Source organism: Sporosarcina psychrophila (assembly GCF_001590685.1).
Classification (GTDB): domain Bacteria; phylum Bacillota; class Bacilli; order Bacillales_A; family Planococcaceae; genus Sporosarcina; species Sporosarcina psychrophila.
This window is the reverse complement of record NZ_CP014616.1, coordinates 946,050-971,862: the sequence shown is the minus strand read 5'-3', so window position 1 is coordinate 971,862 and position 25,813 is coordinate 946,050. Positions and strand designations below refer to the sequence as shown.

Below are 25,813 nucleotides of genomic sequence, written 5' to 3'. Positions count from 1 at the left end.
ATTCAAACCACTATTCCACAAAATGTCCCGTTTGTTGAACAAGAATATAATTATCTTCATACGCGAACCATCGATTCGTTCACTGAACGACCTTGCATGCACGATGCACACCAGGTAAATATAACACCGATTAACAGAAGTAGTTAACTCCGTTACGTAATAAAAAAAAATGCCTTGTAAAGGTTGTCATCTCTTCAACTAAGGGACGAAGTTATTTCTTTTTTTCTGACGTTATCTTTACAAGAAAAAAAGAAATAACTAAAGAAATGAATCCAAAAATAAATACTTTTAGCCAAGATATTTCTACATTGAAAGGAGATATTTCCTCCATATTGAAAGTGTATACGGACCACCATTCATGCCCTGAGGAAAGAATCAAAGAAGGAATCAACAAAGCACCAAATAACATCCCAGCATTTACAAGACAAAGGATTAATTTCGTGTTTTTACTCAATGATCCTATCCCCCTTTAATTTAAAATATACAAATATTTTAACATAAAGTTCCAATATACTTTTATTAAAGAACAAATTCTTTCTTCAAGTAAACTGTCCCGTAAGTTAAGAAGGAAAAAGAGCTCGCTAAGGAGCTCCTGTTGTTGAACTAAAGCCACCGTTAGGTTAATAAAAATAGGACCTAACCAATCCTTTTAAAATAAAATCACGAGGAAATGGAATGCTCTTTCTTCTGTTTCCTCTTATAAAAATAAAGCCAAATAAAAAAGATTGTCCAAGATATTGAAGGTAATACTGGAATTGCAGTAAATTGCATAATTAATATTTCTGCTATTACAGCTGGCACCATAATAATCAACCACATTCTAACTACCTTGTTTTTAAAACTTAGTTCAAAACGGTCACTCATATACCTCACCCCTTTTGTCTTTAACTGAACTGTCCGTTACTTGAACAAGGTATCATTCTACTACTAATACGTTCATTGTAACTGTAATTTTTTATTAATTCAAACTAGCAAATCATCCCCATTAAACTGAACAAGAAAATCAAGACTATTCTTTTACAGCGAGTAACAAAGTTGAATCAGCCGAACCGAAGTACATGTTTTAACTTCAGTGAGTGATAAGACATCTCTGAACGTCCTGTAATACTATATGAATACACAGAAGGGGATTACAAAAGAAAAGTCGCATACCTGCATGTTAAGGAATCAACATTTCTTAATTAGGGTTGTTGTATTTAAGCGGAAAGTTATTATTTGGATACTAAGTACAGGAAACATGATACCAATTATTATTCATTTTTTGCATCCTAATTATAGTAGCCTGAACATCTTCGTTAGTTGGTCCTAATCCACTTGGAGAAAAAACGTAGCCTGAAAAATTATCAAGGATTCCCCTAACTGTGAAAAAGAATAATTTATCATCCATCTTCATAATTTCATGTCCATCGGATAAAGAGAATTTAACGTGCTTTTTTGGGACTTGGAATAAATCGCCCCTATCATTGGATGGTTTGATTTTTCCATTTTAAATTTGCCTAGCCACATCTTCACGCTTATCCAGTTTGAAAGAAAACTCGACTTTCTGAAATAGGGGGGATAAAGGTCGGTCGATTACAAAAAAAATCAATGTAACACTTAAGATTAAAGGCAGAAAGCTTTTAACTTTCGTCTTTTTATACCTTTTAAAAATATGCACTACTGAAAGTATGAATAGTGCGATTCCTCCTATAAGCAAAAGCAATGTCAAAGGGAAATAAATAAAAATCGCAACTAAAATGCTAGAGGTGAAACGATTTATCATTTAATTAATAATCGATAAAACAATGAATAGAATTAGTGTATATGTAATCCAATTATTCTTGGTTATTCTTGAAGTCCTAATAAAGATCCCTCCCCTACCATTCTACCTCACATGTATATATTTAATTCCCTGTGTGATAATGCAGCCCACGTTAGCACAAGAAGTGAAGCCTTCCTGTTGTTCCAGTTAAGCCCCCGCTAGTTGATTTAATCTTTTACTATTTCAACTTCCTTTATCGCACTTGTTAAAGCTAAGACGTTTTCACTTATCGTATGTCCTTCTACAAGGGAGATATCGTATTCTCCATTAGAGAACTGTATGTAATTCGCATCTTCTTTGTTCTTTTCAAAAAAAATAGTGTATTCATTCTCATCCATTGTATTTAGTTCCCAACTTGCACCTATTTTCATTTCAACATTGGCTGATATTCTCTGTGCGTAATATCCCTCCTTGTCTTCCACTAATTCTCCGACAAAATATGTATTTCCATTTGATTGTATTACTAATAAATTTTCATCTTTTGTCGTTTTAATTAAATCAATATTCCCTTTAATATTTTCATTCTGAACAAAATGTTCCAAAGTTTCTTCTTTAGAAGAAAAATGGTCTATATTGCCCTTTTCACTGCAAGCAGATATGAAGAAAATAGATATAACCATTAAAATAACCATAAATTGTCTAATTATAATCTCCACCTTCACCAGTTGATTTTTAATAAAAACTTTTTGCTATTTTTCTACAATCCTGCCCGTTACTTGAATAAGGTATCTTTCTACTACTAATACGTTCATTGCGACTGGAAAGTTTCACCAATTCAAACTAAACAGTTACTCTCTCATAAGTTGAACAGGGCTATTTTTTAATAGGGGGTACACCGTTGCAACGGCTGGAGTACATACTTTTCTTCAGTTGAATGACGAAAGGGCTGCCGTACGTCCTACAACGCCAACTGAATAGACAGAAAGGATGTTAGTCAGCATTTTGTAAAGTTTGTACAATAATTGAATTACAACAAAAAAGTCGAATTCCTATATATTGAGGAATCGACTTTTCTTATTGAATCTTGTTACAGTAACCCCCCCGTTAGTTGAACAACCTCGATAATTATTAAATCATAAATTTTGTAAACCATGCTACATATTTAGCACCGGGTATAAATAATACCTGTGCAAGTAGAGTTCCAAATAATCTTGAAGCAATCATCATTAAAGAAATGCTCTTTAGTGTAAAGTAGCTTCCCCTTTGATTAACTACATCGTCAGCAAGAACAGAAATTTTGGGGTCAATAAATATTACAAGAAGAATAGTCGCAACACCATTTATGAGTCCAGATGCCATAATGGCTGTTGAAGCTCTATCTGGTGCCAATAATGATGCGTACAAAGCAGATAGTACCCCAATGGTATATATTGCAGTGATTATCATATTTACAAAAAATAATTTTAGAGGAATTTCTTTTATCCTAATATCTTTCAAATAACTTAGCTTAGGTAAACTAAAATGTTTTATCCCACGCTTTATATATTCAAAGGATATTCCCTTTTTAACTAAACTTGGAATTGAACCTCTTTCTTCTGATAAATGGATTATAGCTCTTGAAAATATGGCAATAAAAGTGGGTAATAAAAGGATACCAACTAATGTCCCAAATGTTGAAGCGCTTATAAGTATTCTATATTGGCTCTCTACAAATTCTAAAGTATTTTCAGTAGGTGCAGTATCTATAAGGCTTCCTGTAAAAGGTTGCTGCATCATATTAGCTAGTCTTGAAATAATAACCATTAAATTAAATAGAGATAGAGCAGAAGCAATCAATCTTACCCTTGCACCTGATAACCTAACAGCATAAGCGAGGGTTTCTATTGAGTGAATTACAAAAATAAACAAAAATATAAACAATAACTTTTCTGAAATAAATTCCAAATAAATTCCCCTACTTCAGCTTTTATAATTACCTAATAATACCACATAATCAAATTTCTTGTTTAACTCAACTGCCCAGTTAGTAAAAATGCGCCTCTACTTGTTGTAGAAGCGCACCCGTTAGCTTACTAGTTAATGATTACAACCTGCTACTTCTCCCAAAGCTCGATCAATCGACCTTCAGGATCTTTAATCCAAATGAACTTTCCAAATTCACTAATCTCTTTTTTCTTTGCAAGAGGTACACCAATATGTTCAAGATGCTTTATAGTCTCGTTTAAATCATGTACTTGGAAATTTAACATCACTTGTTGTTCTGTTGGAAAATAACTGTCATTCTCCGTAAAGAATGAAAAGATAGTCTCATTTCCTAATTGAGGTTTTATCACAGCCCCATTCCAATTGTCTATTTCAATTTTCAACACTTCACTGTACCATTTTTTCACAATTTCAAGATTATTAGTTCTCCAAAATATTCCTCCGAAACCTTTAATCATCGTCTCTAACTCCTGTCTGTCATCAAATTTTAGCTAACCGATTACATTAGATATACGAGATTTAAATTATAGTTCCTTTTTCTACAATACTGCCCCTGTAGTTGAATTGAAAAGGGTGTTTAGCCCCTAAATGAAGTAAAGCCCTCGTTTTTTTAATAACTAATCTTACGCATAACTCCCTCGTAAAAGCAGATAATATGGTGAGGTGATTAGAATATGTTAAAAACAAGGATTGGTTATATTGTTTGTTTTTCAATTATTTTAAGCTTATTTGTTTACAGTAAGTCCATAAATACAAAATCGATGGAGTTATCTTTCTCGCAACCGAACAGTGATAAAAATGAACAGGAACGAATTCACGAATTGGAACAACGTTTAGATAGTCTCGAACCACCCGAGCCTACCACAATTCTTGATTCACCTTTTCCATTCGAAAAAGGAACAGAGGTGCATTTCCCTACTGATGTCATCCCTATTTCACAAGTGTTAAAAGAAGGAACAAAAATCCCTTTTAAAGTAATTAAAAGCGCACCGAACTATATTAGACCAATATATGAAGAAAACTGGCATAGCACATATTGGGGTGGAAGATGGAGCTATATTCCTTCTCGAATACACTATTCTCTCCACCGGATATTCCCTTTTTATGCCATTGGTATTTCAGCTGAATTAAATTTCCAACAGGATGTAGGTATTGCTTTTAATACTGCTACAAATGAATCAGACCTTGATCTGTATATAGTTGTGTTCCAAACAAATATCACAGATGTTTATACAAAAGGAAATCAAGTTGTTGTTGTTGGGACACCTAAACGAACAGGAGTTGAGGTTATAAACATTAAAACAGCAGATATATACCCGAGTAATAAGGAGAAATATTTGTTAGTTCAGTTAGCAACTAATGGAGCCGAACTCGATTATTCTTTAATTAGTTATCAACCACCCGATTTTTGGTTAAAGCTAAAACAAAAAAATGAACGTGAAAAATCTAAAAAACAGTGAACCATTGCCTTATCATGTAAGTTGATAAGGCTGTTCTTTTACTCGGACTAAAATAGATTGCAATAAAATCAATCTCCTTAACTCTTTCCTCTAACGCTACCGCACTTTTACCTCCACTCTTTGTTAACTCAGAGTCGCTCCAACCTTGCATCCTTTTTTGTGGATTCCATATAGTCTCTCCATGTCTGGTATCCTTTAGAACAGTCCCATTGCCTTAAGAAAATCTATTCGATTTTCGCACTCTTTAACGGAAATTCGCCTACCGGTAATCTGATTTTTATAGCTTAAGTACAAGTTTTGACAACAATCTTCCTTTCAAAGTAAGTAAAATGACGCATTACTTATTTTTATTGATGAATGTATCTAACATCCATTCATTAAATTTTTCTTTCTCTTCAAATTGTGGATAATGTGCTGATTTCTCGAAAGAAATAAATTCCTTATGTTCGGCTTCAATCATATCAAAATACTTCTTTGCTGCATTAGAGGAAGTCATATAATCGTATTTACCCATGACGAAATACAAAGGAATTTCAAGTTTTGTTACAATGGTAGGTATTGGATTTTCTAATAGATCACTTAACAACTTTTCTTGGGAATACCCCATACCATAGTTGTAACGAATAACGTCCAATAAGTTATACTCGCTGCTCAATAAAACACCTATATTATCACCATCGGGGTTATCAATGAGTCTAACAGCCCCGCCGTATTTCATAACATAGTTTCTTGGTGTAACCGTATCGCCATTTTTAATTTGCTCGGTGAGTCCTTGTAAATCTAAAACATCATCCGCATTACCATCCTTTTGGGCCTGGCTAATAGAGTATTTTAAACTTTCAATCTCACTTTCCTTTGTTTCACCCATTTGCCCAATCCCAATATATGCTTCATATTTTTCGGGGGATTTATAAGCAGCTTGTATTCCAATGTATGTACCAGAAGAATGCCCCATCAGTATAACCTTTTCTTTTTCAAGCCGTTCTGATATATATTCGGTCAAAGCTAATAAATCATCTACCAATAAGTCTGTTGAAAGAGTAGAATAGTCCTCAAAAAAGTGATATGATTTTCCACTTGCCCTTTGATCGTAATTAACAATTGTGAAATTGGCTTCCAATAAGTCTGCGTATTTAGTGGCATATGGTATTTCCGGAGCCCCAGGTCCTCCATGTACGACAATGATGACAGGATTATCCTTATCGTTGCCACGTATCATAATTTCGTGACCACTTCCATTTATCTCTACTTGTTCTAATGTACTTATACTGTTATCTCCTTTTATATTGGGTGTCCATGTAGGAAAGAAGAGCGCTATTACGAGTACTGTTACGATAGTGATTGCAATATATTTCATTAATTTCTTTATACGTTTCATCTAATTTAGTTTATTCCCTTCTATTTAACACCATCCCAATATACGATTGAACAAAACTTGCTCTTAATAAATGTGATGGATATTGATTATTTTTGAATTTCTTTTGCAAAAGGTGCCATAATTTAATAAAGAGTAATTTGTAGCTGATTGAACAGAGTTAATTAGAATGATTGGTAAGCCTTTGAATTTATCACCAGTTTTCGCCGCTAATAGCCTAGCTTATACCACGCAATATCTTACCAATCAGTGTGCTACTCGACGCAAGAGGAGCCTTTCAGAGCGTTACCTCTTCATTCGACTCCTCGACATCCCCCTTCAGTTTTAGAACACTATAACTGTCTAACCTTTACCGAAATTGTGTGACCACATTTCATTTGAGCCAGGAACGTTTTGCACCCAGAATCGCGTCCATTTTTTGAATTTCGCTATTCAAACAGGCTAAATATTATATCTGCAATGTAAGTTTCTGAAAATGCAGCCATAATAATTAACGGTAAAATTAAAATGGTGTAAATCTTTATAGTCTCTAGAACTTTTTTAATAAGAGATGTTCCTACTTCCTCTGCCTTAAATACATTTCTTATTTTGCTACAGCGAATATAAAAAAATAATTGATCTTTTAAATCCAGTTTCACGAATTATATTTGCTATAGTAATCACCCCACTCAATTGATTTTTACTCAACCTTCGTACCCGATTGTGGAAGATTATCATACTCGTCTTGTTCAACTAACAGCGTAATTTTAATGAGCAATACCGTTATTACTAATTTCCATAGGACCTAAAACTCTACACAAAATGGTTGAATACTGTTATCAAGACAGTGTTCTATTCTTCGCCCGAAGTTCCCAAAAGTTACCATTTCCAGAACTTGCTCAATAGGGAAGAATCCCACTTCTAAACTTTCTGGCGAAGTTGTTAATTTACCACCAATCGGCTTAGCTATAAAGAGTGTATTACAAATTGACTTATCCACGTTTTGAAATATTCCGCAGAATTTAAGAACTTCAATATCAATACCTGACTCCTCTTTAGTTTCCCTAATTGCAGCATCTTTCAGAGACTCACCTTCCTCGACTATTCCACCTGGCATTTCCCAACCTCTCTTAGGTCCTTTAATTAGCAGAATTTCCTTTTGATCGTTGAGTACAATCGTTGCAGCTGAAACAAAGTGCTTAGATGGTGTGTAAATATGTGATGTGTTTTGTCCCAAAACGTTGCCCTCTCTTTAGTGTTAGTTAACTTTTCATCTCCATCAGTTCAATAATTCTTCCTCCAGTAACTGCTCTATTCAATTGAAGTAAAAATTACTCAAACTTAAATTCATAACCTATATAGTTAAATACATTCCTGAATCCTAGACTCTTTGCGACCGCAATTGAAGGTTTGTTAGATTCCATACAATCCCAATAAGGAACAAGATTATTTTCCAAACAATCTTTTACAAAAGCAATGGCTACTTTTTGTGCTAACTTTTTACCTTGATGCTCTTCCAAGGTTTCAATATCAACACCATGTACATTATCAACTACAAAACCCGAAAAACAGACGCTAACAATTTTACTTTTACAAACTATACCGTATCCAAAGCCTTCATTAAAGAACCTTTCGGGTGAAGACCAGAACTCTACTATTTTGGAATGTAAAAACTCAATATTTTCAATTGATTTATCACTGTTTTTAAAAAGTGTTTTACTAATTTTCACAATTTTATATCCTTCTTCAATAGTAAGTTCGAAGTTGCCTTTATAATCTTTTTTTTGTAAAGTATAAACCCTCTGATTCCAACTTCCTAAATTGCGGTTTTCAAACACCTTTATAATAGTCTCATCCCACTTATTATGATTACCAATCCCCTCAAACCAAGTTAATCCCACCTTCTTTGCTTCTAGAATGATTACTGTATCAATAAAATGATTTAATTCGGTATTGAACCCTTCGTTTCTTTCATCTCCAATAAAGAAAAAACCGTCATTATTACCTAACCAAATAAGTCCCGAAGCAGGAGATTCAATATCATCTACAAAAATACGACCTGGATTTATCCCTTCGACGACTGCTTTAGCTTCTAATTGACCTTGCTCATATAACATATATCTGCATTTAAAAAATTCCGACTTTTTTAATTCTGATATCATTACTTACCTCCTTATCTGCCGGAAATTAACTAATTCAGGAACCTTTTCTTTTTTAACAATCCTTCTTTGTTTGTTTAAGTACATCCCTTCACTTTACAATCTACCTGTTCTTCAACAATATGGCCCATTTGCTTTATACGGTTCGCTTTAGGGCAGCCCCATCGCCGAAGATGTTCTATTCAATAATCACGCCCGTTCATTTAATAAGCTGCTAATCCATAGTTAGCCAGTAAATATACAGAAATGAGATAGGCATGTCCTATGAGGATGAAGCCTTTCAAGAAAAGATATTAAAATATCAGATCGTGTACTTCCCCAGTAATAACCATGATTAAGCCGATCAATGAAAGCATTATACCTACGTAAAAAGGCCAAGGATTATCTTCTTTTTCTTTATCAAATGTAAAAAAGGTAACTATGCAAAAGATAAGGGTAATAACAGGAATAAAACCATACTGAGGTCCAAATGTGAACGCAATTCCACCCAATATCATTCCTATAAGCCCATAAGGATTTTGAGATTTTTTTCTGTCTATATATTCTTTATCATCATTGGATAAGCCCTCGTTTCTGTCCCCCCATATGTCGATGACTTTCATTCTATTTAGGAATTCGATAATTTTTTTAAATGCCTTCATAAATCGCACCTACTTTCCCGTTAATCCAGCCTCTATCATTTAATTACAATCTTTTGCACTCGTTTTGTTCATTGACATTCCTTAACTCTTTCAGTTCATTTCGATAGTCCTTAAAAAAGATAGGATACGGTTTAAAGGCAATTGGCTTATATATACTAAAAAAAGAATACGGAAAAATCAACGTCATCAAAACTAAGCATATGATTACAATTAACCCTAACGTTCTTTTTCTTCTCAATTTGAAGCCTCCTTGAAGTGCCAGGCACCCGTTCGATTCTGGTTGTTCGGTTGCCTAGTGTTTTTCAAACTACGTTTTCAATAATCGCGCCCGATTGTTCAATGTTGGCACTAACCTTTATCCAAGGATTTCTCCCTGTTAGTTAAGTTAGGATATACTCCTTTGTTTATACTCTTCCGAAAAATTAGTCCAATATAAAATGAAAAACTGTTAATTTGTAGGAATTTCGATTTTCTGCATATTTCCACTCCATAACTGTTCTAGCTAATTCTGTCCAAATACTAAGTATTAACAGCAAAAACCACGTTTCAAAAAACCAAATCGAATCCATTGGTAATCTGGAGATATTAATAATAAACGATAATGATGAGGACTATGAAGGTAATTCTAATTTCCCTACCTATTTTCGATTGTTTTTCATTGACATGGTAATTTCAAGTCCCCGATAGTATTGCTCGACAGTAAATAAAAGTAATTACAACCTTTATAAGTATAGTAATCTATACGAGTATACAGTAAAAAGCTCCTTCTGTAGAATAGATACTGACAACAATATCAGTTCCCTACACTATAAATGAAGGAGTATTTCATATGTAATGTGTAATGTGTAGACTAAGACATAGTCTTTCGTCAATACTAATCTCTATTGCCCCGAGGCGTATTGGCGTGTCCATTAGTCAATTATGTCTATGACAAGTTATCTGAATACACATTAGTCAAATCCATGATTCTTGCAACTATATTCCGTTGGAGAAGTTGTGAGGAAATTGAACAAAGAATCCGCGCTAAACTGGCTACCTTAATCGAAATGGAGCTGGATTCTGTCACGTGCTTTGACCTTGTCTCCATACTAACTCGCCCGGAAATACTGCGACTGTTTAAGTTTACGGACAAGGAAGGTTCCATATATAGCCTGCTAACCAGTCGATTGGAATTGACTGAGAAATAGATACTGGACATGTATAAAAGTCGTTGGTATATCGAGCTAGATCACCTGTTCATCCACTCACCTAAAGGGATCTAGAACCAGCTTTTCATTGCTTTAATTACGGTAGGATTGGTTGAAATCATGCGCGTCGAAAAGCAATCTAAGAATACTGCATGAGAATTTCATCAACTTATCCAACACTAATTATTAGAGCCATGGGAAAAGACTCTAGAGGAATTAAACCGTAAAATAAGCCTAGTAGTGGAATATTTGTCAATAGTAAGTCCGTTTTCTAAAGTCCCTTTATTTCATCCATGTTCATCTGTATGTCCTCCCTTAGTTTGTGGTAGAACTGTTTTGTTAATTTCAGTGCAGTATGTACTGATGGTAGCAGTGAACTTTCAGCCGGACCGGTAACACGCATTACGAAAAGCAGACATGCTGAGCATGTCTGCTTTTTTAGTAGTCCTCATTCAATCACATATACGTGTCGATCGATTCATATATCTCGACATGAATAATGGGACCCAATTCCTGAACACGTACACCGATATTTATAAGATCAGTCTTTTTGTGGTCTGGTAGCTTAATATCGAAGGAGCCTGTTTTCTTTGCTACTGCATGGAACAAGTTGGTTCCCGCGTCTCTTGTGACCGTGGCAATTTGCTCAGCATCTTTCGGTAGTATATGCTTTCCTATGTTGTATGTCGCTCCCAAATCTACTGACGCAGTCGGCTTCTCCTCCAATACTTGGAGGTTATAGTAAAAGTTCGGAGCAGAACTTATCGCTTCGATCCCGTACCTTACTTCTTCTCCGCCAGCGAAATGGACAGTGGCAATATATTGACCTGGCTTATCGATCGGTATGCGGATATTATTATACTTACCCTCAGTATCGGTCTGATCGGTATCGCGGCAAACAGAGCGATTGGTCGAAAGACATTTTCTGAAATCCACATTGTCAGACAGCTTCTTTCCGTCCATTGTGGAGAGCGAAACGTTCTGGACTTGTTTTTTAACACTGATTATAGCTGGTGTAGTTAGAAAATCGTCTGTCTCTTCCAGTGTCAACTTCAGCTCGCCATCCACTTCTTTGATGTGCACATAATACTTTTGGTAGTATTTCTTATCCGGATTTCCCGTATACACTAAAGCGACACTAAATGTTCCCGTCCCTTCTTGGAGCGGGACTAAATGGATTTTATCCGCAGTATAGCTATTTGCTGTATCGCGTCCTACAACCGCATTGAACAAACCGTAATCCTCATGATTGGAATCGTACATTTTAAATTCTTCCCATTGGTAGTCGCTAGCCCGCAACGTAACAATCGGCGACTTTGCTTCCTCTGTAGCCTTCAGCATTTTAGCCGCTTGTCCTCTTGTGATGGACTCGTTCGGGCTGAATCTGTCAGTAGACGTTCCTGTCGTGATGCCGAGTCTATAGATGATAAGAATGTTCGGATCATGACCTGCCCCTCGTTTAACATCCTCGAATGGACTTTTATACGACGTGAAGTCATAGCGTGGCAGATCGAACGCTTTGACAAGTATCGAAGCCATCTGTGCCCGCGTAATAGGATCGTTCGGACCGAAACGTCCATCTCCATAGCCGCTGATGATGCTTTTTTCTGCCATAGCTGCGATGGCTTTGTAGTAGCCGTTCGCTTTCGAGACGTCTTTAAACCCCGGATTCTTTGCATTCGAAGTGTCCAATTTAATCATTTTTGCGATGATTGCGGCCGCCTGTCCTCTCGTGATAGAATTGCCGGGTCTATATGTGCCGTCCGGATAGCCTCCGATAATATTGCGTTCTGCCAGATCATAAACAGCTTCTGCAAAATGCTTTGATGACGGTACATCTGAAAATCGCTCTGTGCTTGCAGCGAACGTGCCGGATAAAGGCAGGCTATATACCAACAATAGTGCACAGAATAGAATAAGTAGTTTCTTCTTCATTTGCTCATATCCTTTCAGTCCTGTAAGTAGTTTTCATTGTATAGGAGGCTGCCGTCTAAAACGACTGCCTTTCAGACTAGATTGTGGTACTATGTATTCGTTCACTCTATTCATCTAACATATCACTGGTGTAATTAAGTATCGCCAAAATAGAGTAAGCGCATATTTGACGCTTACTCATCAAGGTTCTTAAGGTATATAATTCTAGTAAATACCAGTCCATTTTTTCATCAATTAGCACATTTCTTTTTATATTATCAATTAAAACTTCTTGAACTTTCATCAACATCACCTCAAGAACTGATATTAATTTATTTTTGAAAACCTTTTCTATAAAAACTATAAATACTGTAGATCATCACTGAATATAAGCTGTTTTTAAACATAAAAAAGAAGCAGTGCTTAACTTTGCAAGCGGTAAGCACTACTTCTTTGTATACTGTATATAAGCATCTGTTAGCTTAGTAGGAATATATATGTTGAAAATAACATAACGAAATTCAGCAACAGGGCAGAAAGTTGAGCAATTAAGGGAGGAAAAATTATGTCCAATAACGTAAGAACAAGAAAAATAATTTTAGATTTAGCAGTTACTTTAGATGGTTTTATTGAAGGGAAAAATGGGGAAGTTGATTGGTGTGTCATGGATCCTGATATGGGGTTTAATGATTTCCTAAATCAAATTGATACTATTTTATATGGAAGAAAAAGTTACGATTTATGGGGACAATATACTCCAAAAACTGAAGATACTAATACTGAAAAAGAAATGTGGGAATTGGTTCACAGTAAAGAGAAATATGTGTTTTCCAGAACACAAACAGGGATTGATAATAAAGCAATATTCATAAATGAAAATATACCAAGGGAAATAAAAAAATTAAAGAATAAACCCGGTAAAGATATCTGGTTATACGGTGGAGCAAGTCTTATAACAACTTTTATCGATTTAGGACTTGTTGATGAATTTAGATTATCTGTACATCCTGTTGTTTTGGGAGAAGGAAGACCGTTGTTTATTGATATAAAACAGAGGTTGAATTTAAAATTGATTAATACAAGAACTTTCTCCTCCGGCGTTGTTCAACTAATCTATCATTTGAATAGAAATTAATAATCTATTTCATAAGGAAAAAATCCATTTTGATCATTTTTTTCAAAACGGATTCTTTTTATTTTCCCCAGAATGAGTTTTTTCGGGATACTATTAATTAAATTTTATTCCAATGCTACAAGTGTTTCTTCATATTCAATTATTATGTCCGCAAAATTTTCTCCATCGTTTTGCCATTTGCTAACTCATCAATCAGCTTATCCAAATAGCGAATTTCCCGCATAGTTGGTTCTTCGATGTACTCCACTCGGACACCGCAGACCACACCTTCGATCAAAGCCCGCGAAGGATTCAGTTGGGGAGCTTCTGCAAAGAAGGTCTCAATGTCTGGCTGATTTTTTAGCTGCGCTTCAAACTCTTCCTGGCTATACCCTGTCAACCAACGGATGATTTCGTCGACTTCTGTTTTCGTACGTCCTTTTTTCTCCGCCTTCGTAACATAACAGGGATAGACTCTTGCGACACTCATTGTATAAATCTGATGTTTCGCCATGATACATCCTCCCTAAATGATTTCTATAAATGAAAAAGAGCGCTGATCTTTATTCGAGATAAGCGCCCGTTTGTAAAATATCTCACACTCCATTGGCAACCAGATTACTCTGGCAAGTTCAACTGCCAGGATATGCCAAATTGGTCATTCAGCCATCCGAATTTTTTGCTGAACCCATAGTTATTGATAGGCATGAGTGCTGTGCCATTTTGCATCATTTTATCGTAAAGGCTGTCAATTTCTTCTTCGGTCTCACAAGTAAGATAGATAGAAAAAGACGGGGTAAACGAAAACTCATGGTCAACATGACTGTCGATACACATGAACTCCTGCCCCTTTAACGAGAATACAGCATGTATAACTGTACCTTCTTTACCAGGTCCTTCAGCCCCGTATCGAGCAATGCTTTTAATTTCTGAATCCTCGATGAGTGATATGTAGTATTTCATAGCTTCTTCTGCAATACCGCCTTGAAACATTAAAAATGGTGTTACGTTTTTCATATTTAACTTCCCCTTCTTCACATAAATTGTAATGTTGTCTCCCTATTTCAACTAATTACTCAAACGGTTTTTAACCTGTATAGCTGACTTTCCCTGTCTCAACTAATTCTTTAAGTCCCATAAACATATAATTCCAGCCATGTTCAGAGCCATCATGCGTTTCGCCAAGAGCTTTTTCTACATCTGACTCTGTCCAATTCTCTTCTTGAGAAACATGGATCACTTGTGTGAACGTCATCTCACAGCCTTGCTGGAGTTCTTGTAGTTCAACTGTAATCGTATCTTCTAATTCGCTAAATTGTGGCATCTTAAAAGTAAACGCAATTTTTTTCGGAGGATCAATTTCGAGATATTCCCCAATCGCACGGTAATCTTGTCCTTCCCGATGGTCAACAATTTCCCAAGTACCGCCTACTTGAGGATTATTTCGTGTCACCTTATTCGTGCCTTCCAATGTAAAAAACCATTTTCTCATCATTTCTGGGTTCAGCCATGCGTCGAAAACCCTTTCACGTTTTACATTGAATTCTCTTTTCATTATTAATGTTCTTGTTGAGATGTTGTTCATAAAATTCCCCTTCCCATGATTTAGTGTTCTCTATTCTTGGCTTTCAATAACTCACTTTCCAGAATATCAAAACGATTACTCCAAAATTTTTCATAAAAACGGAGCCATTCAGAAGCTCGAGACAGTGACTCTGCATTTATGCTACATATATGCGTTCGTCCGGTTATGTTCCTTTCTACTAAATTTGCTCGTTCAAGAACCTTTATATGTTTAGAAATAGCTGCTAAAGACATATCAAAAGGCTCTGCTAACTCTGAAACTGTTCTTTCTTTTTGAGCCATCATATGAATGATTTCTCTTCTTGTTGGATCAGCTAAAGCATGAAATATTTCATTTAATTGATTTTCATTATGGTTAACCATGTAGTTTAATATATCAGTTCCCACTTTCACATTCAACCATTTAGTTAAATGATTTCAATATAATACATTCTACCTTATCAAAATTATTACCCTTTTAATAAAGTGTTATGCATTTTGGTTCCTTCACAGTGTCGAGTGCCAGGTTCTTAAGCAATTCAGAATTGAACGAGAACCTGGTACCTTTCACTATAGCCAATATAAACAGTATCCCTAACCAAAATTTTGGTCCAATACCATACATACATCTCTTCATAAACTCCAATTATCTTTCTATATAAATGTGAGAAAGCTTTCCCCAACAATCGTGCCGTTTATTTAATACAGATAAATATAAGCGACCATTCCGAATATCCCCATGGCAATCATAGCAATACTTTTCAACGTACTTTTATTTCTGTTTACCAATTCCTCCACCCACGCTACACACCAACCAAGGAACACTAAACCCATTCCCGAATGTTGTAAGACTTTTATTCCCGGTGCCGAAACAGAACCAGTAAAAAACACAAGCAAACCAATAGTTATAGGTGCAGCTCCAAAAATAAATAAAGGTTCTTTAATTTCTTTTATAACCACGCGCCGTTTCTCTTCTTCCATTTTGTTGAAAGAACGCCACGCAAACAGAATGGGTAGCCCCCATAGTAACACTATATATACAAACTGAATTAGTCTCATATCAGTACCCTTTCTGATCTCCTGATTTCCATTTATAATCTGGGCCAATTCTAGATGTCCCAGTTATTATCCAGTTATCGCGCCCAATTGCAAGATAGCGAGATAGCGAGATATTCTATTTATTATCTTTCTTTGCTGATTTGTTCATCCATGCGAAGAAAATATAACCAAAGAATGCAAAAATAGAAAGTCCAATATTGTCTACCCAGTTTATCTCTGGTTTGAATAAAAATTGTAAAACTGTTGGGAATATAAAAAACGACACACTATAAACTAAAGCCTGCTTGATCATACTGTCCTCCTATATTTTTAATTGCACCCTTAGTGAATCGACACTTTCTTTTACAAATAATTATATCATAGTTATTTTTTGGTTGTTTCTGTGATAAAATCCCCCTCTGCATCGCAGTTTTTTTCAATTAGCATGCCCGGTACACTATGACACCATTTGAAATATCTCCCATATACAATACCGTGCGAAAAACGACTTCTCTTTTGGGTTCATATTTGGGAAGTGTATCAGTGCATCCAACTACAAGAAATGATAATATGTATAATGGGCAAAGGATTATGCAATCGATAAATATGGTTTTTATTTGTTGCAACAGGAGGATATAGAATGAATAACGAAGATAATTTTTGGCTTGATTTACCGAAGCCGTTTTTTATATTAGCACCAATGGAAGATGTCACAGACGTGGTGTTTCGCCACGTCATTAGTGAAGCAGCAAAACCCGACGTATTTTTCACGGAATTCACAAATACAGAAAGTTATTGTCACCCTGAAGGAAGAGACAGTGTACGTGGTAGGTTAACGTTTACAGCAGATGAGCAACCGATTGTCGCTCATATTTGGGGCAATAAACCAGCATTTTTTGAACAGATGAGTATTGATATGAAAAAACTAGGGTTTAAAGGTATCGATTTAAACATGGGATGCCCCGTACAAAACGTCGCAGCCAATGGTAAGGGTGCTGGATTAATACGACATCCTGAAGTTGCAGCAGAAATTATTCAAGCAGCAAAAGCAGGTGGATTACCAGTTAGTGTTAAAACAAGGTTGGGTTACACAAATGTTGACGAGTGGCTCGATTGGTTAGGACATGTATTGAAACAAGATATTGCGAATCTTTCCATTCACCTTCGTACAAAAAAAGAGATGAGTAAAGTAGATGCACACTGGGAACTAATCCCTGAAATCAAAAAACTACGCGATGAAATTGCTCCAAATACGTTGTTAACCATTAACGGAGATATTCCTGATCGCGCAACAGGATTAAAATTAGTGGAACAATACGGCGTTGATGGTGTCATGATTGGCCGCGGCATTTTCACCAATCCATTTGCTTTCGAAAAAGAACCTAAAGAACATAGTGTGAAAGAGTTTCTCACTTTATTACTTTTACATTTGGATCTTCACGATAAATATTCAAACGAAATCGAACCTCGTTCATTTAAGCAACTTCATCGCTTTTTCAAAATCTATATTCGAGGATTTGAAGGCGCAGCTGAATTAAGAAACCAATTAATGAATACAAATTCAACGGATGAAGTCCGTCGTTTAGTACAGCCAGTTTTAGAATTAGACTAAGTCAAGCACGAGACACGGAGATAGGTTCCGCGTCCCAAATAATACTAACTAAATACATTGGAAGAGTAACTGGAGGCGATGACGATGCAAAAGCTCTATTTTGAACCTGCATGGGACAAAACAATTGCCCCTGCTGATCGCGAAAAAATTACTCATCATTTCCAACAACAAACAAAACAACTACAAGGCGGTGTCCATTTGTTATTTTTATGGAACGCTCGCAATCATAAAGGTGAACAGCTGATTGCCGTACTCATTCACAATTTTGAGGACATAAATCTCCGCTTACACAATACAGTCATTTCCTATTATGAACAAGGCATACATCGGACCAATGCTACGTTTAGCTTACCTTGTGAAATTGCCGGCAATACTTCTATGCCATGGACGTTTATATTTTCAGAAACGAATGAAACAAATGCAGACCCGCAATATATGATTTGGAATTAAAACAAAGTGGTGTCTATTAGTCAGCACTTAAAATAAAAGCTAAACAAATTTACACTAGTAGCACAAACCACGGACATGGTTTGTGCTACTATTTTTAAAATACTCAATGAAATTGTATGATATAAAAAACGTCAAAAGCCTTGCTGAATCAAGGGTTTTGACGTTAATTGAAAATCAATGAAACAAACTATGCAGACGGCGCGGGGCGAACCAATACCTCATGAATGTATGGCAACAACACTTACTTGCAATTAAAAATCCAGAGGATATCGACAGAGCGTTATATAATCGATATCCGCCGTTTATTTTATGAAATCGTGATGAATATCCTCTCACAGGCACTTTCCACTATCGAATTCTTTTTGCAAAAAGTTTTTTCTTTATGTTTAAGTAGTTTTTCATTTCAAAAATCAAATCAAATAGATTCGCCCGTATTTCAAATTCTTCTCTTCTCTTCGGCAACTCCATCTCGCGAATTAAGGCATTTAATTCCTCTAACTCATTTAATGAAATGTCCGTTGTATCTCCCGAATGAACGTTTCGACTTAAGTTCTCCAAGAACTCTGCAAACATTTCTTTCTGTTTAACGTCTAGGCTGAATGAAGAGAAAATAGCAACGATTTTCATCATATGTTTTAGAAGTTCCAGTTGATCCTCTCGCATTTCCAGATAATAATAATCTATATTTTGTTTTCGCAGCAGACGATTTTCTACATCTTGAATGGCAATGCTTTTAGATTGATTAATCAAATCTTCTACCTCAAGAATCTCTTTCCCATCCCACTTCCGCATACTATCCCTTAAATGGGCAGAGAATTCAAAGAGAATAATTTCAAACTTTTGTTCAATCTCCTTCTTAAAGTTTTCAATATCTCGCTTGAAATTTGGCATGAAACTATTGACGAGAAGAGCAATTCCCATACCGATGAAAATAATATAGAGCTCATTCAGAAACAGAGCCCAGGTAGCATCCTTTACCGTATAAACATGTAATACGACAACCATACTTGTGACAAAACCAGCCTGGATGTGAGCTCTTACAAGGATTGGAACAAATAATAAAATAAATAAGGAAAAAACAATGGGATTATAACCTAATACTTCAAAAAACAATGCACCAAGAATCAAAGATAAAAGAGAGGCCAAGAATTTATCCTTCATTGTAATTAATGTCTTTTTCTTCGTTTTCTCGATACACATAATAACAATAATTCCTGCAAATGTTGCAAATTCCAAATCCAATAAACTCGCAATCCAAATGGCCAGCCCTGCTCCTACAGCAGTCTTTATCGTCCGATAGCCCATACCAATCATGGAAGCACCATCCTATTATTTTCTCTGTAAATCCTTGCAGGTTTCCTGTTTTTACAAATATACGCGTTAATTCACATATATGTACAAGCATAGACACCATAACAGGATGGAATCAGCTTTGATGAATATCAAACCATTTATAGTGTATTCTAAGAATATTTTTTTGGACTATACCTCGAAATTCATCTGCCTATAGTTTAACACGTTGCTAATGAATCGTGATATCTATCTGACGCATTAAGAAGGATATTCGCACCTTCTGTCGTCTCGATGTAGATGTCTTTATCGAGAATGTCCGAGCTTAGGATTTTTTTTACAAATAACCTGGTTCAAAAAAACCTGATTTTTTTTAGGAATAGTGGTCGATCCAAAATTAAGGTGAACAGCTGATTAGCGTACTCATTCACAATTTCAAGGAAATAAATTTCTGCTTACACAATATAATCATTTCCTATTATGAACAATGCAAACAACCGGGCAAGGATACATTTAGTGTACCTTGTGAAATTGCCAGAATTGTTATGGAGGACATGCTAATCAAGATTGAAACGATGTTTCTTGTAGGAAGTGAATTGGTCATGACGTTAGCCGTTATGTTACGTGGAGTACGGTGGCGACAAGGAGAGTACCGAAGCTTTATCTGAGTGCGTAATACAGTTGGTTATCGAACCGTCTGGAAGAGTACCCCTAGATATGAAAGAAGTAATTGTAAAAACCGATTCGGCGGCTGTGAAACTTTTGTTGGTGAACAGTTTTAAATTCCATGAAATTGACGATCCAGGGAAGTAAATTTTATAAAATCATTGAAGGTTCAATGCATTGACAGCGACAGCTGTAGTAGCGATGATTGCATGATCCATCAATAGAAAAAAGTAACCACTCCGCTTCCGACCAAGAAGCTGAATGGTTACTTTCTGTGACATCTTTTGACTAACCGCACTTCATTTAAATGTCAGCCACATTATATAAAAGGACCCGTCACCTCAATAAGTAAAACCTTCTTTACCGAACCGACAACTTTTCCTGTTTAACTTGGCGTGCAATTTTCTCCGTTAAGCGTGTTGTCACTTTCGGCAACACCATTTTAATAACAGGTGTCAACACAGCGCCTGTTAAGCCGCCTGCATTTACTTCAACTGTCCCTGTCATCGTTGTTTGCCCTGCCGTTTCATCAGCAGTAAACTGGCCACTACCTGTAAAGTTGTCCGTTAACCCTTTTAACTCGAACCGAATCATCGATGGCTCATGAAATTCAGTGATGTTTAACTCCATTTTTACAGCCTTTTTAAATCCTTTAATATTCCCTTCGAATGTCCAAACCGACTTTTGTTCATCGATTTGTTCATGCTCCTTATAGGCAGGAACCATTACTGCCCAGTTTTCGATTTGACTAACGTATTCCCATACGTTCTCTACAGGTGCTGGAATGATTACAGAATGTGATGCAATTGCCATACGTTTCACTACTTCCTTCTATATGTATTTAAAATGTGAATCTACCACTAACATAATAGCATTTTAACTGTATCGATCCACATTTAATCCCCCTCCCCCAAAGAAGTTGAATAAGTTAAATAATGAGTAAGGAAACCTTGAAATTGAAGGTTTCCTTTTTAGGTGAGGCCAAGATGGACATTATATATAATTTTTAAAATGATACCTACATCTGCTGGGTACAAATTGGTACCTATTAATAACTTCATGTAAAATGATAAATATTGGAAGGGGTATGTAAAAATGAAAAAAAGATTTAAAGTAAAATTAAAAGAACATTTAAGTGGAGGCCTTATTAAAATTGTAGTGGATACTGAAACAGGTGTAAATTATCTCATGACTAGTGGTTTGGGATTGAGTGGAATGACTCCTTTACTAGATAAAGATGGGAAGATAGTGATTGATTAATATCTAGATAAAAGTTCCTTTGGATTCTTCTAACAGCTTATAGGGGGAACACTTAAACTAGCCTGCCCTTTTACTTTAATATGTTTAAACGAATAAATGTTTCAATTTTTCTTATTGAACTAAAGCTCCGCTAGCACAATAAGAAAAGCATTACTGTTGTTACACCAAAATACCAGTTAGTTGAATGTTAAAATGGATATTCAATAAATTTCTAATTCATCTATCTTTTCGCATATATCTTTAGCTCTTTTAGACCTAAGGAACTCATCTATACACCAAAATAGACTTGATGATAAAAGAGCGGTAATTAAAACTAAGCGATTAAATCTCCTTTCCATTTCTAAGATTGGCATTAAAACAAACGAAGCAGCAAAGAATAAATGAATGAATAGCGCCAAACTTCCTCTGAGCAATCCTCTTAGTCTTTTTGTAACGAAATCAGAAAGAATAGATGATAGCACTCCATAAATCAAAAGAATGGGTAAGAGATAAACACCTATTAAGAGGACAAATCCAGACTGTTCTAATAGAAAATAAATTAACATGAGCAAAATACCAGCAATAAAACCGAAAAAAGTTTTCTAATAATCAAGTAGATCCCCACAATCAATTTATTAGTGAAATTCTCCAATAGTCTACTTCTTATTGAACTAATTTATCCGATAGTTTAATAGGATAAAAACTGCCTGAGTGTATGGTACCTGCGCAATAAAAAACAAGTAACAACTCACACAATTTCTTAAAAAATCAATAGAGATTAGGTTATCATGTACCTATCTAATCTTCAGTTCATAAATATGTAATTTAAATTAATTACTACAATAGTTTCGCACACAGGTACCTGAAATTTTTAAAAATATAAATAGAATATATTTTGTTTGGGTCTTACAATAATCACCAGTTTAATAACTATCTTATCACTAAATCACATCAACCCAAATACAATAAACATCATGACGATTACAAGGGCAAAAAATATAGATAGAATGCCTAATAACCTTGGATTTTTTATATCCTTTCCTTCGTGTAAATTTTTCATATACGTCAACTGACACACGTAACCACTTGTTCCCAATAATGCCCCTAGTACAATCCAAAAAAATTCCATACAAAAACCCCCTCGTACTTTTATTAGAACGAATAAGTATTTACCAAAGAAATAACTACTTATAACCCATCGGTAAAATGATAGACACCATCCATTATATACCTATACGTAGGAACACCATCATAGGGTTGCGATTCCAGTGTTTCATCTGTGGAAAGATCTTTACCGTTCCTACTGATCGCAATTCCGCTAATTGATTGGAAAACAGCACCGAAACTGAAATAGATGACATCTTTATCTACAAAATCATAACCATATACGCCAGCGGACTGTTTTAATTTTTCCATTTTCTTCACAATTTCATTGCTAGAAAAAACAGAATCCGTGTTTTCTAAATCGCTTGTGTTAGATGACCATGAAGAAAAATGATCTCCAACTGATACTTTACCATCGTCGTACGCTTGAAAAACCGCATCTGAAACGGCATAAAAATCGTTTTGATATAATTTGAATTTACCCTCTGATTTTAATGACGGTACAAAAACAATGATAATTGTCATCGTTATGGAAAATACAATCGCACGAACTATTTTCTCACTATCTTTTCCTCCATTACTTTTCACAACAATAATAATCAACCCAATTACGGGAATTCCCACCAAAATCATCGCAGGTAAATAAATAATTGACGTTAAGAAGGGGTCACCCACTACAAATTTTGCATACAGAAACAAGAAATCGCCTGCCCATAACATAAGTAACAGAGCAATCATCCCCTTGAAATTCCCTTTCCCACAAATCAATACTACCGCTGCTCCAAGTACTAACGATAGTGTAATAATAATAGCTAGAGCCATATCTTTCACCTCGCAAAAATGTATTTTAAAGGATAGCATTCCATCACTATATCCATAATTGTCTAAAACCCTTATTTAAACTCTGTTTTCAGAAGGTAAACAACATCATACTCTTCCAACTCACTCATATGACCATCAACATCTTTATAAAAATCGTTAGGAAGGCTACTCATAACACTTTCATCACTTGAAAACTATCCCCACGAACATCCACTTTAGGCGTTTGATAGCCTGTGTCATTCATGAATAAATCCTTGATTTCCTGCATGTCTAATCCCGTACGCTCTTCCTTGATTTCTGCACAAATCATGCGTAATTCTTCGTAGCGTTCGATATCGTAAATATTACTTAAAAAGGCTAAGCTGGATTGCGATAAGGCTTGAATGAGTTGTGCCCATCCCAACCATTGATAACCCATGAAGTGCACCTGCTTTCGTTGTTTGATCCGTTATCTAGACGATTCACTCATTTCTAAAGTTACAAACTTTTCTTGTAATTAAGCGCCTCATAAAAAATGAGCTGAATTTTATAGATCTCAGCCCTTTAAACTATTCGTATAATCCGACAATATACGGAGATCTTGAATTTCTCAGGTAACTGTGCGCAGAACTAATTAGTTAATTCACTATAATTGTATTATAATATAATATAAATCAGGAAAATTGTAGAACGTCTGCTTTTTTTTATATTAATTCAGAGGTGTGAATTGCTTGTATCTGTGTGGCGCACAGGCACCCGATTTATTGTACTTTGATATTGGCTTTTCCCTCTAACTCTTTCGCTAGATTTTCTTCGTTTATTCTTTCCCAACAAGTATTACATCTATTAGTCTTCTTGCCTTTTTCATTCAAGTGAAGGTCATTATGCCTTGTAGTTTTACCACATATGAAACAATTCTTATACAGAACGCAAATTATTTGAGCAAACGGATCTTCAGATGTAGTGGCTACGATATCTTTTATATTTTTCACAAGAAGTTTTGCTGTGTTAACCGCATCATCACCAGCAGAGTGAAGTTCTCCATCTTGTTCAATTCCACTCATCGTTAATGCTTCTTTCAGTGAAATTTGTCTGTTTTCTTGAAAAACATCCACACATATAGGTCTTTGTATATCATTAAAGTTTTTTACCCACGATAAATCAAATCTTTCCTTCGCATAGTGATTGACAAGGAGTCGAAGGTCGCTATTGCTCCAACTACATAGATAGTAATCTTCCTCGCCTATCCACTTACGAAATCTTTGCATTACCTCTACCATGTTCGGTGAATCAATGAACTGATCAGTAGTTAGCCCTACAAATTTCAATGTTCTCTTATCAAGTAAATCCATTTGTGGGGGTTTTACGTAAGACTGAAACCTATCAATGATTTTTAATTCACCTTCGACATCCGAGACTTTGGCAGCGCCAATTTCAATTATATACTGTGGCATATCTGTTGTATGTGACATCGTTGCCTCTAAATCGAAAACTATATATTGCATGATAATACCTCTTTCATTTTAGCTTGTAACAAGCATATCTCTTTTCCAGATATAATGTTAGGTACACTGTGCAACTAATAAATAACAAACAATTCACATTCTTACATAAAAAAACAATAGAGATTAGATTATCATGCACTTATCTAATCTCCAGTTACTAAATATATAATTGTAGTGAATTATCGGAATAGCTTCGTGCGCAGGTATCTGAAATTTACCGCCGCTCCAAGTACTAACGATAGTGTAATAATAATAGCTAAAGCTATATTTTTCCACCTCGCAATATGTATTTTTAAGTATAGTAACCTACGGTAAAGGTGATGGCATTTAAAATGCGAAAAACGTTTGTCGCACTCCTAATTTTTATGTTCATCAACACTTTTCTCTTTCTAAAACACTTGCTATCGTTGTTAAAACAACCTACTGCCGAAAACAATAAACCTGATACTGTGGTCCCTAGACCCATCTTTGTTCCAATTGAATAACTAAATCCAGTTGCACTATAGGCAATTATCACCTCTCCGTTTTAAAAATCTACAATTTCAGTATCTTTTATTGATCCACAATTAACAATTAAAATATGCCTTCAAGAAATCAAAAAACGATGACCAAGTTTCCTTTAGCTCTCCTTTTAAAAGCAGTTCATCTCCACCCTCAAAATTAACTATATAAATTTTATCTGTTACAGTATCCAGCACTAATACAGCATTTGCTGACATTTCACTTAAAACCAGATACTGCTTCGGAAAACCATGTTCTTTTCTAGAAATGAGTGTGTATGATTCAATATTATTTTCTTCATCTGCTATATCTAATAATTCAAAGGGTACAAGCTCTTCCCAAAAAGATCCTGCATACTGGATATAAAATTCTTGGAAAGTATCTGATACGTTTACACCTAGCCTTATTAAAGCATCTTGTACTAGATTGCTATCTTCACGTTTATATATTTCTTCTCCTAGAACTTCATCTAGTCTCTCAGGCAAACTCAT

General features: G+C 35.4%; 31 protein-coding genes and 1 pseudogene. 5 read left to right on the top strand and 27 right to left on the bottom strand.

The annotated features are described in order from the left end of the window. Positions 1-211: 211 nt before the first annotated feature. The 5 genes from AZE41_RS04630 to AZE41_RS04610 form a co-directional block, all read right to left on the bottom strand. Positions 212-454 carry a hypothetical protein gene (locus tag AZE41_RS04630; RefSeq protein WP_067206206.1) on the bottom strand — a complete coding sequence of 81 codons (243 nt, stop codon included), beginning with the start codon at positions 452-454 and terminating at the stop codon, positions 212-214. A gap of 206 nt (positions 455-660) precedes the next feature. Beyond that, positions 661-864 (bottom strand): hypothetical protein, encoded by a 204-nt coding sequence (locus AZE41_RS04625; protein ID WP_067206203.1) that lies wholly within the window; start codon positions 862-864, stop codon positions 661-663. Positions 865-1,968: 1,104 nt separating this feature from the next. Next, positions 1,969-2,433 (bottom strand): hypothetical protein, encoded by a 465-nt coding sequence (locus tag AZE41_RS04620; protein ID WP_156475962.1) that lies wholly within the window; start codon positions 2,431-2,433, stop codon positions 1,969-1,971. 436 nt (positions 2,434-2,869) lie between these two features. After that, positions 2,870-3,685 carry a lipid II flippase Amj family protein gene (locus AZE41_RS04615; protein WP_067206197.1) on the bottom strand — a complete coding sequence of 272 codons (816 nt, stop codon included), beginning with the start codon at positions 3,683-3,685 and terminating at the stop codon, positions 2,870-2,872. Positions 3,686-3,834: 149 nt separating this feature from the next. Next, complete coding sequence (locus tag AZE41_RS04610; protein WP_067206194.1) at positions 3,835-4,182, bottom strand: VOC family protein; 348 nt, start codon at positions 4,180-4,182, stop codon at positions 3,835-3,837. A 216-nt stretch (positions 4,183-4,398) separates the two neighbouring features. Between AZE41_RS04610 and AZE41_RS04605 the strand changes: the two genes are divergently transcribed. After that, positions 4,399-5,184: a hypothetical protein gene (locus AZE41_RS04605; RefSeq protein WP_231885768.1), complete on the top strand. Its 786-nt coding sequence runs from the start codon at positions 4,399-4,401 to the stop codon at positions 5,182-5,184. On the opposite strand, the pseudogene AZE41_RS23615 reads toward AZE41_RS04605, so the two are convergent. The 8 genes and pseudogenes from AZE41_RS23615 to AZE41_RS22555 form a co-directional block, all read right to left on the bottom strand. Beyond that, positions 5,171-5,362 (bottom strand): annotated as a pseudogene (locus tag AZE41_RS23615) (histidine phosphatase family protein); the annotation flags it as partial. The gene AZE41_RS04605 and the pseudogene AZE41_RS23615 overlap by 14 nt on opposite strands. A gap of 159 nt (positions 5,363-5,521) precedes the next feature. Then, positions 5,522-6,562, bottom strand: coding sequence for an alpha/beta fold hydrolase (locus AZE41_RS04600; RefSeq protein ID WP_067206191.1), 1,041 nt, complete (start codon positions 6,560-6,562; stop codon positions 5,522-5,524). Between the two features lie 781 nt (positions 6,563-7,343). After that, complete coding sequence (locus tag AZE41_RS04590) at positions 7,344-7,775, bottom strand: NUDIX hydrolase (protein WP_067206186.1); 432 nt, start codon at positions 7,773-7,775, stop codon at positions 7,344-7,346. Between the two features lie 94 nt (positions 7,776-7,869). Continuing rightward, positions 7,870-8,700, bottom strand: a complete 831-nt coding sequence (locus tag AZE41_RS04585; RefSeq protein ID WP_067206183.1) for a GNAT family N-acetyltransferase — start codon at positions 8,698-8,700, stop codon at positions 7,870-7,872. Between the two features lie 290 nt (positions 8,701-8,990). Beyond that, positions 8,991-9,338 (bottom strand): cell division protein FtsK, encoded by a 348-nt coding sequence (locus tag AZE41_RS04580; RefSeq protein ID WP_067206180.1) that lies wholly within the window; start codon positions 9,336-9,338, stop codon positions 8,991-8,993. Between the two features lie 422 nt (positions 9,339-9,760). Then, complete coding sequence (locus AZE41_RS23610) at positions 9,761-9,928, bottom strand: DUF4181 domain-containing protein (protein ID WP_418064799.1); 168 nt, start codon at positions 9,926-9,928, stop codon at positions 9,761-9,763. Between the two features lie 1,053 nt (positions 9,929-10,981). After that, positions 10,982-12,460: an S-layer homology domain-containing protein gene (locus AZE41_RS04570; RefSeq protein ID WP_067206175.1), complete on the bottom strand. Its 1,479-nt coding sequence runs from the start codon at positions 12,458-12,460 to the stop codon at positions 10,982-10,984. Between the two features lie 106 nt (positions 12,461-12,566). Beyond that, a complete protein-coding gene (locus AZE41_RS22555) occupies positions 12,567-12,743 on the bottom strand; it encodes a hypothetical protein (protein ID WP_156475961.1) in 177 nt (58 codons plus the stop codon). Between the two features lie 261 nt (positions 12,744-13,004). On the opposite strand from AZE41_RS22555, the gene AZE41_RS04565 reads away from it, so the two are divergent. Next, positions 13,005-13,574, top strand: a complete 570-nt coding sequence (locus AZE41_RS04565; RefSeq protein WP_067206174.1) for a dihydrofolate reductase family protein — start codon at positions 13,005-13,007, stop codon at positions 13,572-13,574. A 142-nt stretch (positions 13,575-13,716) separates the two neighbouring features. Here AZE41_RS04565 and AZE41_RS04560 read toward each other — a convergent pair whose 3' ends face one another. The 6 genes from AZE41_RS04560 to AZE41_RS22550 all read right to left on the bottom strand — a co-directional run bounded on the left by AZE41_RS04560 (position 13,717) and on the right by AZE41_RS22550 (position 16,467). Next, positions 13,717-14,067 (bottom strand): DUF2200 domain-containing protein, encoded by a 351-nt coding sequence (locus AZE41_RS04560; RefSeq protein WP_067206172.1) that lies wholly within the window; start codon positions 14,065-14,067, stop codon positions 13,717-13,719. Positions 14,068-14,171: 104 nt separating this feature from the next. Continuing rightward, a complete protein-coding gene (locus tag AZE41_RS04555; RefSeq protein WP_067206169.1) occupies positions 14,172-14,570 on the bottom strand; it encodes a VOC family protein in 399 nt (132 codons plus the stop codon). A gap of 70 nt (positions 14,571-14,640) precedes the next feature. Then, a complete protein-coding gene (locus tag AZE41_RS04550) occupies positions 14,641-15,138 on the bottom strand; it encodes an SRPBCC family protein (protein WP_067206166.1) in 498 nt (165 codons plus the stop codon). Between the two features lie 20 nt (positions 15,139-15,158). After that, positions 15,159-15,524, bottom strand: a complete 366-nt coding sequence (locus tag AZE41_RS04545; RefSeq protein WP_231885767.1) for an ArsR/SmtB family transcription factor — start codon at positions 15,522-15,524, stop codon at positions 15,159-15,161. Positions 15,525-15,815: 291 nt separating this feature from the next. Then, positions 15,816-16,097: a hypothetical protein gene (locus AZE41_RS04540; protein WP_187046737.1), complete on the bottom strand. Its 282-nt coding sequence runs from the start codon at positions 16,095-16,097 to the stop codon at positions 15,816-15,818. Positions 16,098-16,290: 193 nt separating this feature from the next. Then, positions 16,291-16,467 carry a hypothetical protein gene (locus AZE41_RS22550; RefSeq protein WP_156475959.1) on the bottom strand — a complete coding sequence of 59 codons (177 nt, stop codon included), beginning with the start codon at positions 16,465-16,467 and terminating at the stop codon, positions 16,291-16,293. Positions 16,468-16,794: 327 nt separating this feature from the next. On the opposite strand from AZE41_RS22550, the gene AZE41_RS04535 reads away from it, so the two are divergent. Both AZE41_RS04535 and AZE41_RS04530 read left to right on the top strand, forming a co-directional pair. After that, complete coding sequence (locus AZE41_RS04535; protein ID WP_067206162.1) at positions 16,795-17,766, top strand: tRNA dihydrouridine synthase; 972 nt, start codon at positions 16,795-16,797, stop codon at positions 17,764-17,766. An 84-nt stretch (positions 17,767-17,850) separates the two neighbouring features. Then, positions 17,851-18,216, top strand: coding sequence for an SLAP domain-containing protein (locus AZE41_RS04530; RefSeq protein WP_067206159.1), 366 nt, complete (start codon positions 17,851-17,853; stop codon positions 18,214-18,216). 348 nt (positions 18,217-18,564) lie between these two features. On the opposite strand, the gene AZE41_RS04525 is transcribed toward AZE41_RS04530, so the two are convergent. The 3 genes from AZE41_RS04525 to AZE41_RS04515 form a co-directional block, all read right to left on the bottom strand. Beyond that, positions 18,565-19,530: an aromatic acid exporter family protein gene (locus AZE41_RS04525; RefSeq protein WP_067206155.1), complete on the bottom strand. Its 966-nt coding sequence runs from the start codon at positions 19,528-19,530 to the stop codon at positions 18,565-18,567. Between the two features lie 800 nt (positions 19,531-20,330). Continuing rightward, on the bottom strand, positions 20,331-20,453 hold the full coding sequence (locus AZE41_RS23425) for a hypothetical protein (RefSeq protein ID WP_257722500.1): 123 nt from the start codon (positions 20,451-20,453) through the stop codon (positions 20,331-20,333). A 79-nt stretch (positions 20,454-20,532) separates the two neighbouring features. Then, entirely contained in the window at positions 20,533-20,985 is a 453-nt protein-coding gene (locus AZE41_RS04515) for an SRPBCC family protein (RefSeq protein WP_067206150.1), read from the bottom strand. Between the two features lie 282 nt (positions 20,986-21,267). On the opposite strand from AZE41_RS04515, the gene AZE41_RS23010 reads away from it, so the two are divergent. Beyond that, positions 21,268-21,432 (top strand): DUF6440 family protein, encoded by a 165-nt coding sequence (locus AZE41_RS23010; RefSeq protein WP_197485368.1) that lies wholly within the window; start codon positions 21,268-21,270, stop codon positions 21,430-21,432. A 925-nt stretch (positions 21,433-22,357) separates the two neighbouring features. Here AZE41_RS23010 and AZE41_RS04510 read toward each other — a convergent pair. The 5 genes from AZE41_RS04510 to AZE41_RS04490 all read right to left on the bottom strand — a co-directional run bounded on the left by AZE41_RS04510 (position 22,358) and on the right by AZE41_RS04490 (position 25,813). Continuing rightward, complete coding sequence (locus AZE41_RS04510; RefSeq protein ID WP_067206147.1) at positions 22,358-22,540, bottom strand: hypothetical protein; 183 nt, start codon at positions 22,538-22,540, stop codon at positions 22,358-22,360. A 59-nt stretch (positions 22,541-22,599) separates the two neighbouring features. Beyond that, positions 22,600-23,337, bottom strand: a complete 738-nt coding sequence (locus AZE41_RS04505) for a hypothetical protein (protein ID WP_067206144.1) — start codon at positions 23,335-23,337, stop codon at positions 22,600-22,602. Positions 23,338-23,506: 169 nt separating this feature from the next. Further along, on the bottom strand, positions 23,507-23,755 hold the full coding sequence (locus AZE41_RS04500) for an NUDIX hydrolase N-terminal domain-containing protein (RefSeq protein WP_067206142.1): 249 nt from the start codon (positions 23,753-23,755) through the stop codon (positions 23,507-23,509). A gap of 322 nt (positions 23,756-24,077) precedes the next feature. Next, positions 24,078-24,821, bottom strand: coding sequence for a 3'-5' exonuclease (locus tag AZE41_RS04495; protein ID WP_067206140.1), 744 nt, complete (start codon positions 24,819-24,821; stop codon positions 24,078-24,080). Between the two features lie 566 nt (positions 24,822-25,387). Next, positions 25,388-25,813 carry an SMI1/KNR4 family protein gene (locus tag AZE41_RS04490; protein ID WP_067206137.1) on the bottom strand — a complete coding sequence of 142 codons (426 nt, stop codon included), beginning with the start codon at positions 25,811-25,813 and terminating at the stop codon, positions 25,388-25,390.

Bases quoted from the DNA above. Each gene is read 5' to 3' on its own strand.
- AZE41_RS04625 (WP_067206203.1), bottom strand. From the start codon at position 864: ATGAGTGACCGTTTTGAACTAAGTTTTAAAAACAAGGTAGTTAGAATG.
- AZE41_RS04620 (WP_156475962.1), bottom strand. From the start codon at position 2,433: ATGGTTATTTTAATGGTTATATCTATTTTCTTCATATCTGCTTGCAGT.
- AZE41_RS04610 (WP_067206194.1), bottom strand. From the start codon at position 4,182: ATGATTAAAGGTTTCGGAGGAATATTTTGGAGAACTAATAATCTTGAA.
- AZE41_RS04605 (WP_231885768.1), top strand. From the start codon at position 4,399: ATGTTAAAAACAAGGATTGGTTATATTGTTTGTTTTTCAATTATTTTA.
- AZE41_RS04600 (WP_067206191.1), bottom strand. From the start codon at position 6,562: ATGAAACGTATAAAGAAATTAATGAAATATATTGCAATCACTATCGTA.
- AZE41_RS04585 (WP_067206183.1), bottom strand. From the start codon at position 8,700: ATGATATCAGAATTAAAAAAGTCGGAATTTTTTAAATGCAGATATATG.
- AZE41_RS04580 (WP_067206180.1), bottom strand. From the start codon at position 9,338: ATGAAGGCATTTAAAAAAATTATCGAATTCCTAAATAGAATGAAAGTC.
- AZE41_RS04570 (WP_067206175.1), bottom strand. From the start codon at position 12,460: ATGAAGAAGAAACTACTTATTCTATTCTGTGCACTATTGTTGGTATAT.
- AZE41_RS22555 (WP_156475961.1), bottom strand. From the start codon at position 12,743: ATGAAAGTTCAAGAAGTTTTAATTGATAATATAAAAAGAAATGTGCTA.
- AZE41_RS04565 (WP_067206174.1), top strand. From the start codon at position 13,005: ATGTCCAATAACGTAAGAACAAGAAAAATAATTTTAGATTTAGCAGTT.
- AZE41_RS04560 (WP_067206172.1), bottom strand. From the start codon at position 14,067: ATGGCGAAACATCAGATTTATACAATGAGTGTCGCAAGAGTCTATCCC.
- AZE41_RS04555 (WP_067206169.1), bottom strand. From the start codon at position 14,570: ATGAAAAACGTAACACCATTTTTAATGTTTCAAGGCGGTATTGCAGAA.
- AZE41_RS04550 (WP_067206166.1), bottom strand. From the start codon at position 15,138: ATGAACAACATCTCAACAAGAACATTAATAATGAAAAGAGAATTCAAT.
- AZE41_RS04540 (WP_187046737.1), bottom strand. From the start codon at position 16,097: ATGGAAGAAGAGAAACGGCGCGTGGTTATAAAAGAAATTAAAGAACCT.
- AZE41_RS22550 (WP_156475959.1), bottom strand. From the start codon at position 16,467: ATGATCAAGCAGGCTTTAGTTTATAGTGTGTCGTTTTTTATATTCCCA.
- AZE41_RS04535 (WP_067206162.1), top strand. From the start codon at position 16,795: ATGAATAACGAAGATAATTTTTGGCTTGATTTACCGAAGCCGTTTTTT.
- AZE41_RS04530 (WP_067206159.1), top strand. From the start codon at position 17,851: ATGCAAAAGCTCTATTTTGAACCTGCATGGGACAAAACAATTGCCCCT.
- AZE41_RS04525 (WP_067206155.1), bottom strand. From the start codon at position 19,530: ATGATTGGTATGGGCTATCGGACGATAAAGACTGCTGTAGGAGCAGGG.
- AZE41_RS23425 (WP_257722500.1), bottom strand. From the start codon at position 20,453: ATGTCACAGAAAGTAACCATTCAGCTTCTTGGTCGGAAGCGGAGTGGT.
- AZE41_RS04515 (WP_067206150.1), bottom strand. From the start codon at position 20,985: ATGGCAATTGCATCACATTCTGTAATCATTCCAGCACCTGTAGAGAAC.
- AZE41_RS23010 (WP_197485368.1), top strand. From the start codon at position 21,268: ATGAAAAAAAGATTTAAAGTAAAATTAAAAGAACATTTAAGTGGAGGC.
- AZE41_RS04510 (WP_067206147.1), bottom strand. From the start codon at position 22,540: ATGGAATTTTTTTGGATTGTACTAGGGGCATTATTGGGAACAAGTGGT.
- AZE41_RS04505 (WP_067206144.1), bottom strand. From the start codon at position 23,337: ATGGCTCTAGCTATTATTATTACACTATCGTTAGTACTTGGAGCAGCG.
- AZE41_RS04500 (WP_067206142.1), bottom strand. From the start codon at position 23,755: ATGGGTTATCAATGGTTGGGATGGGCACAACTCATTCAAGCCTTATCG.
- AZE41_RS04495 (WP_067206140.1), bottom strand. From the start codon at position 24,821: ATGCAATATATAGTTTTCGATTTAGAGGCAACGATGTCACATACAACA.
- AZE41_RS04490 (WP_067206137.1), bottom strand. From the start codon at position 25,813: ATGAGTTTGCCTGAGAGACTAGATGAAGTTCTAGGAGAAGAAATATAT.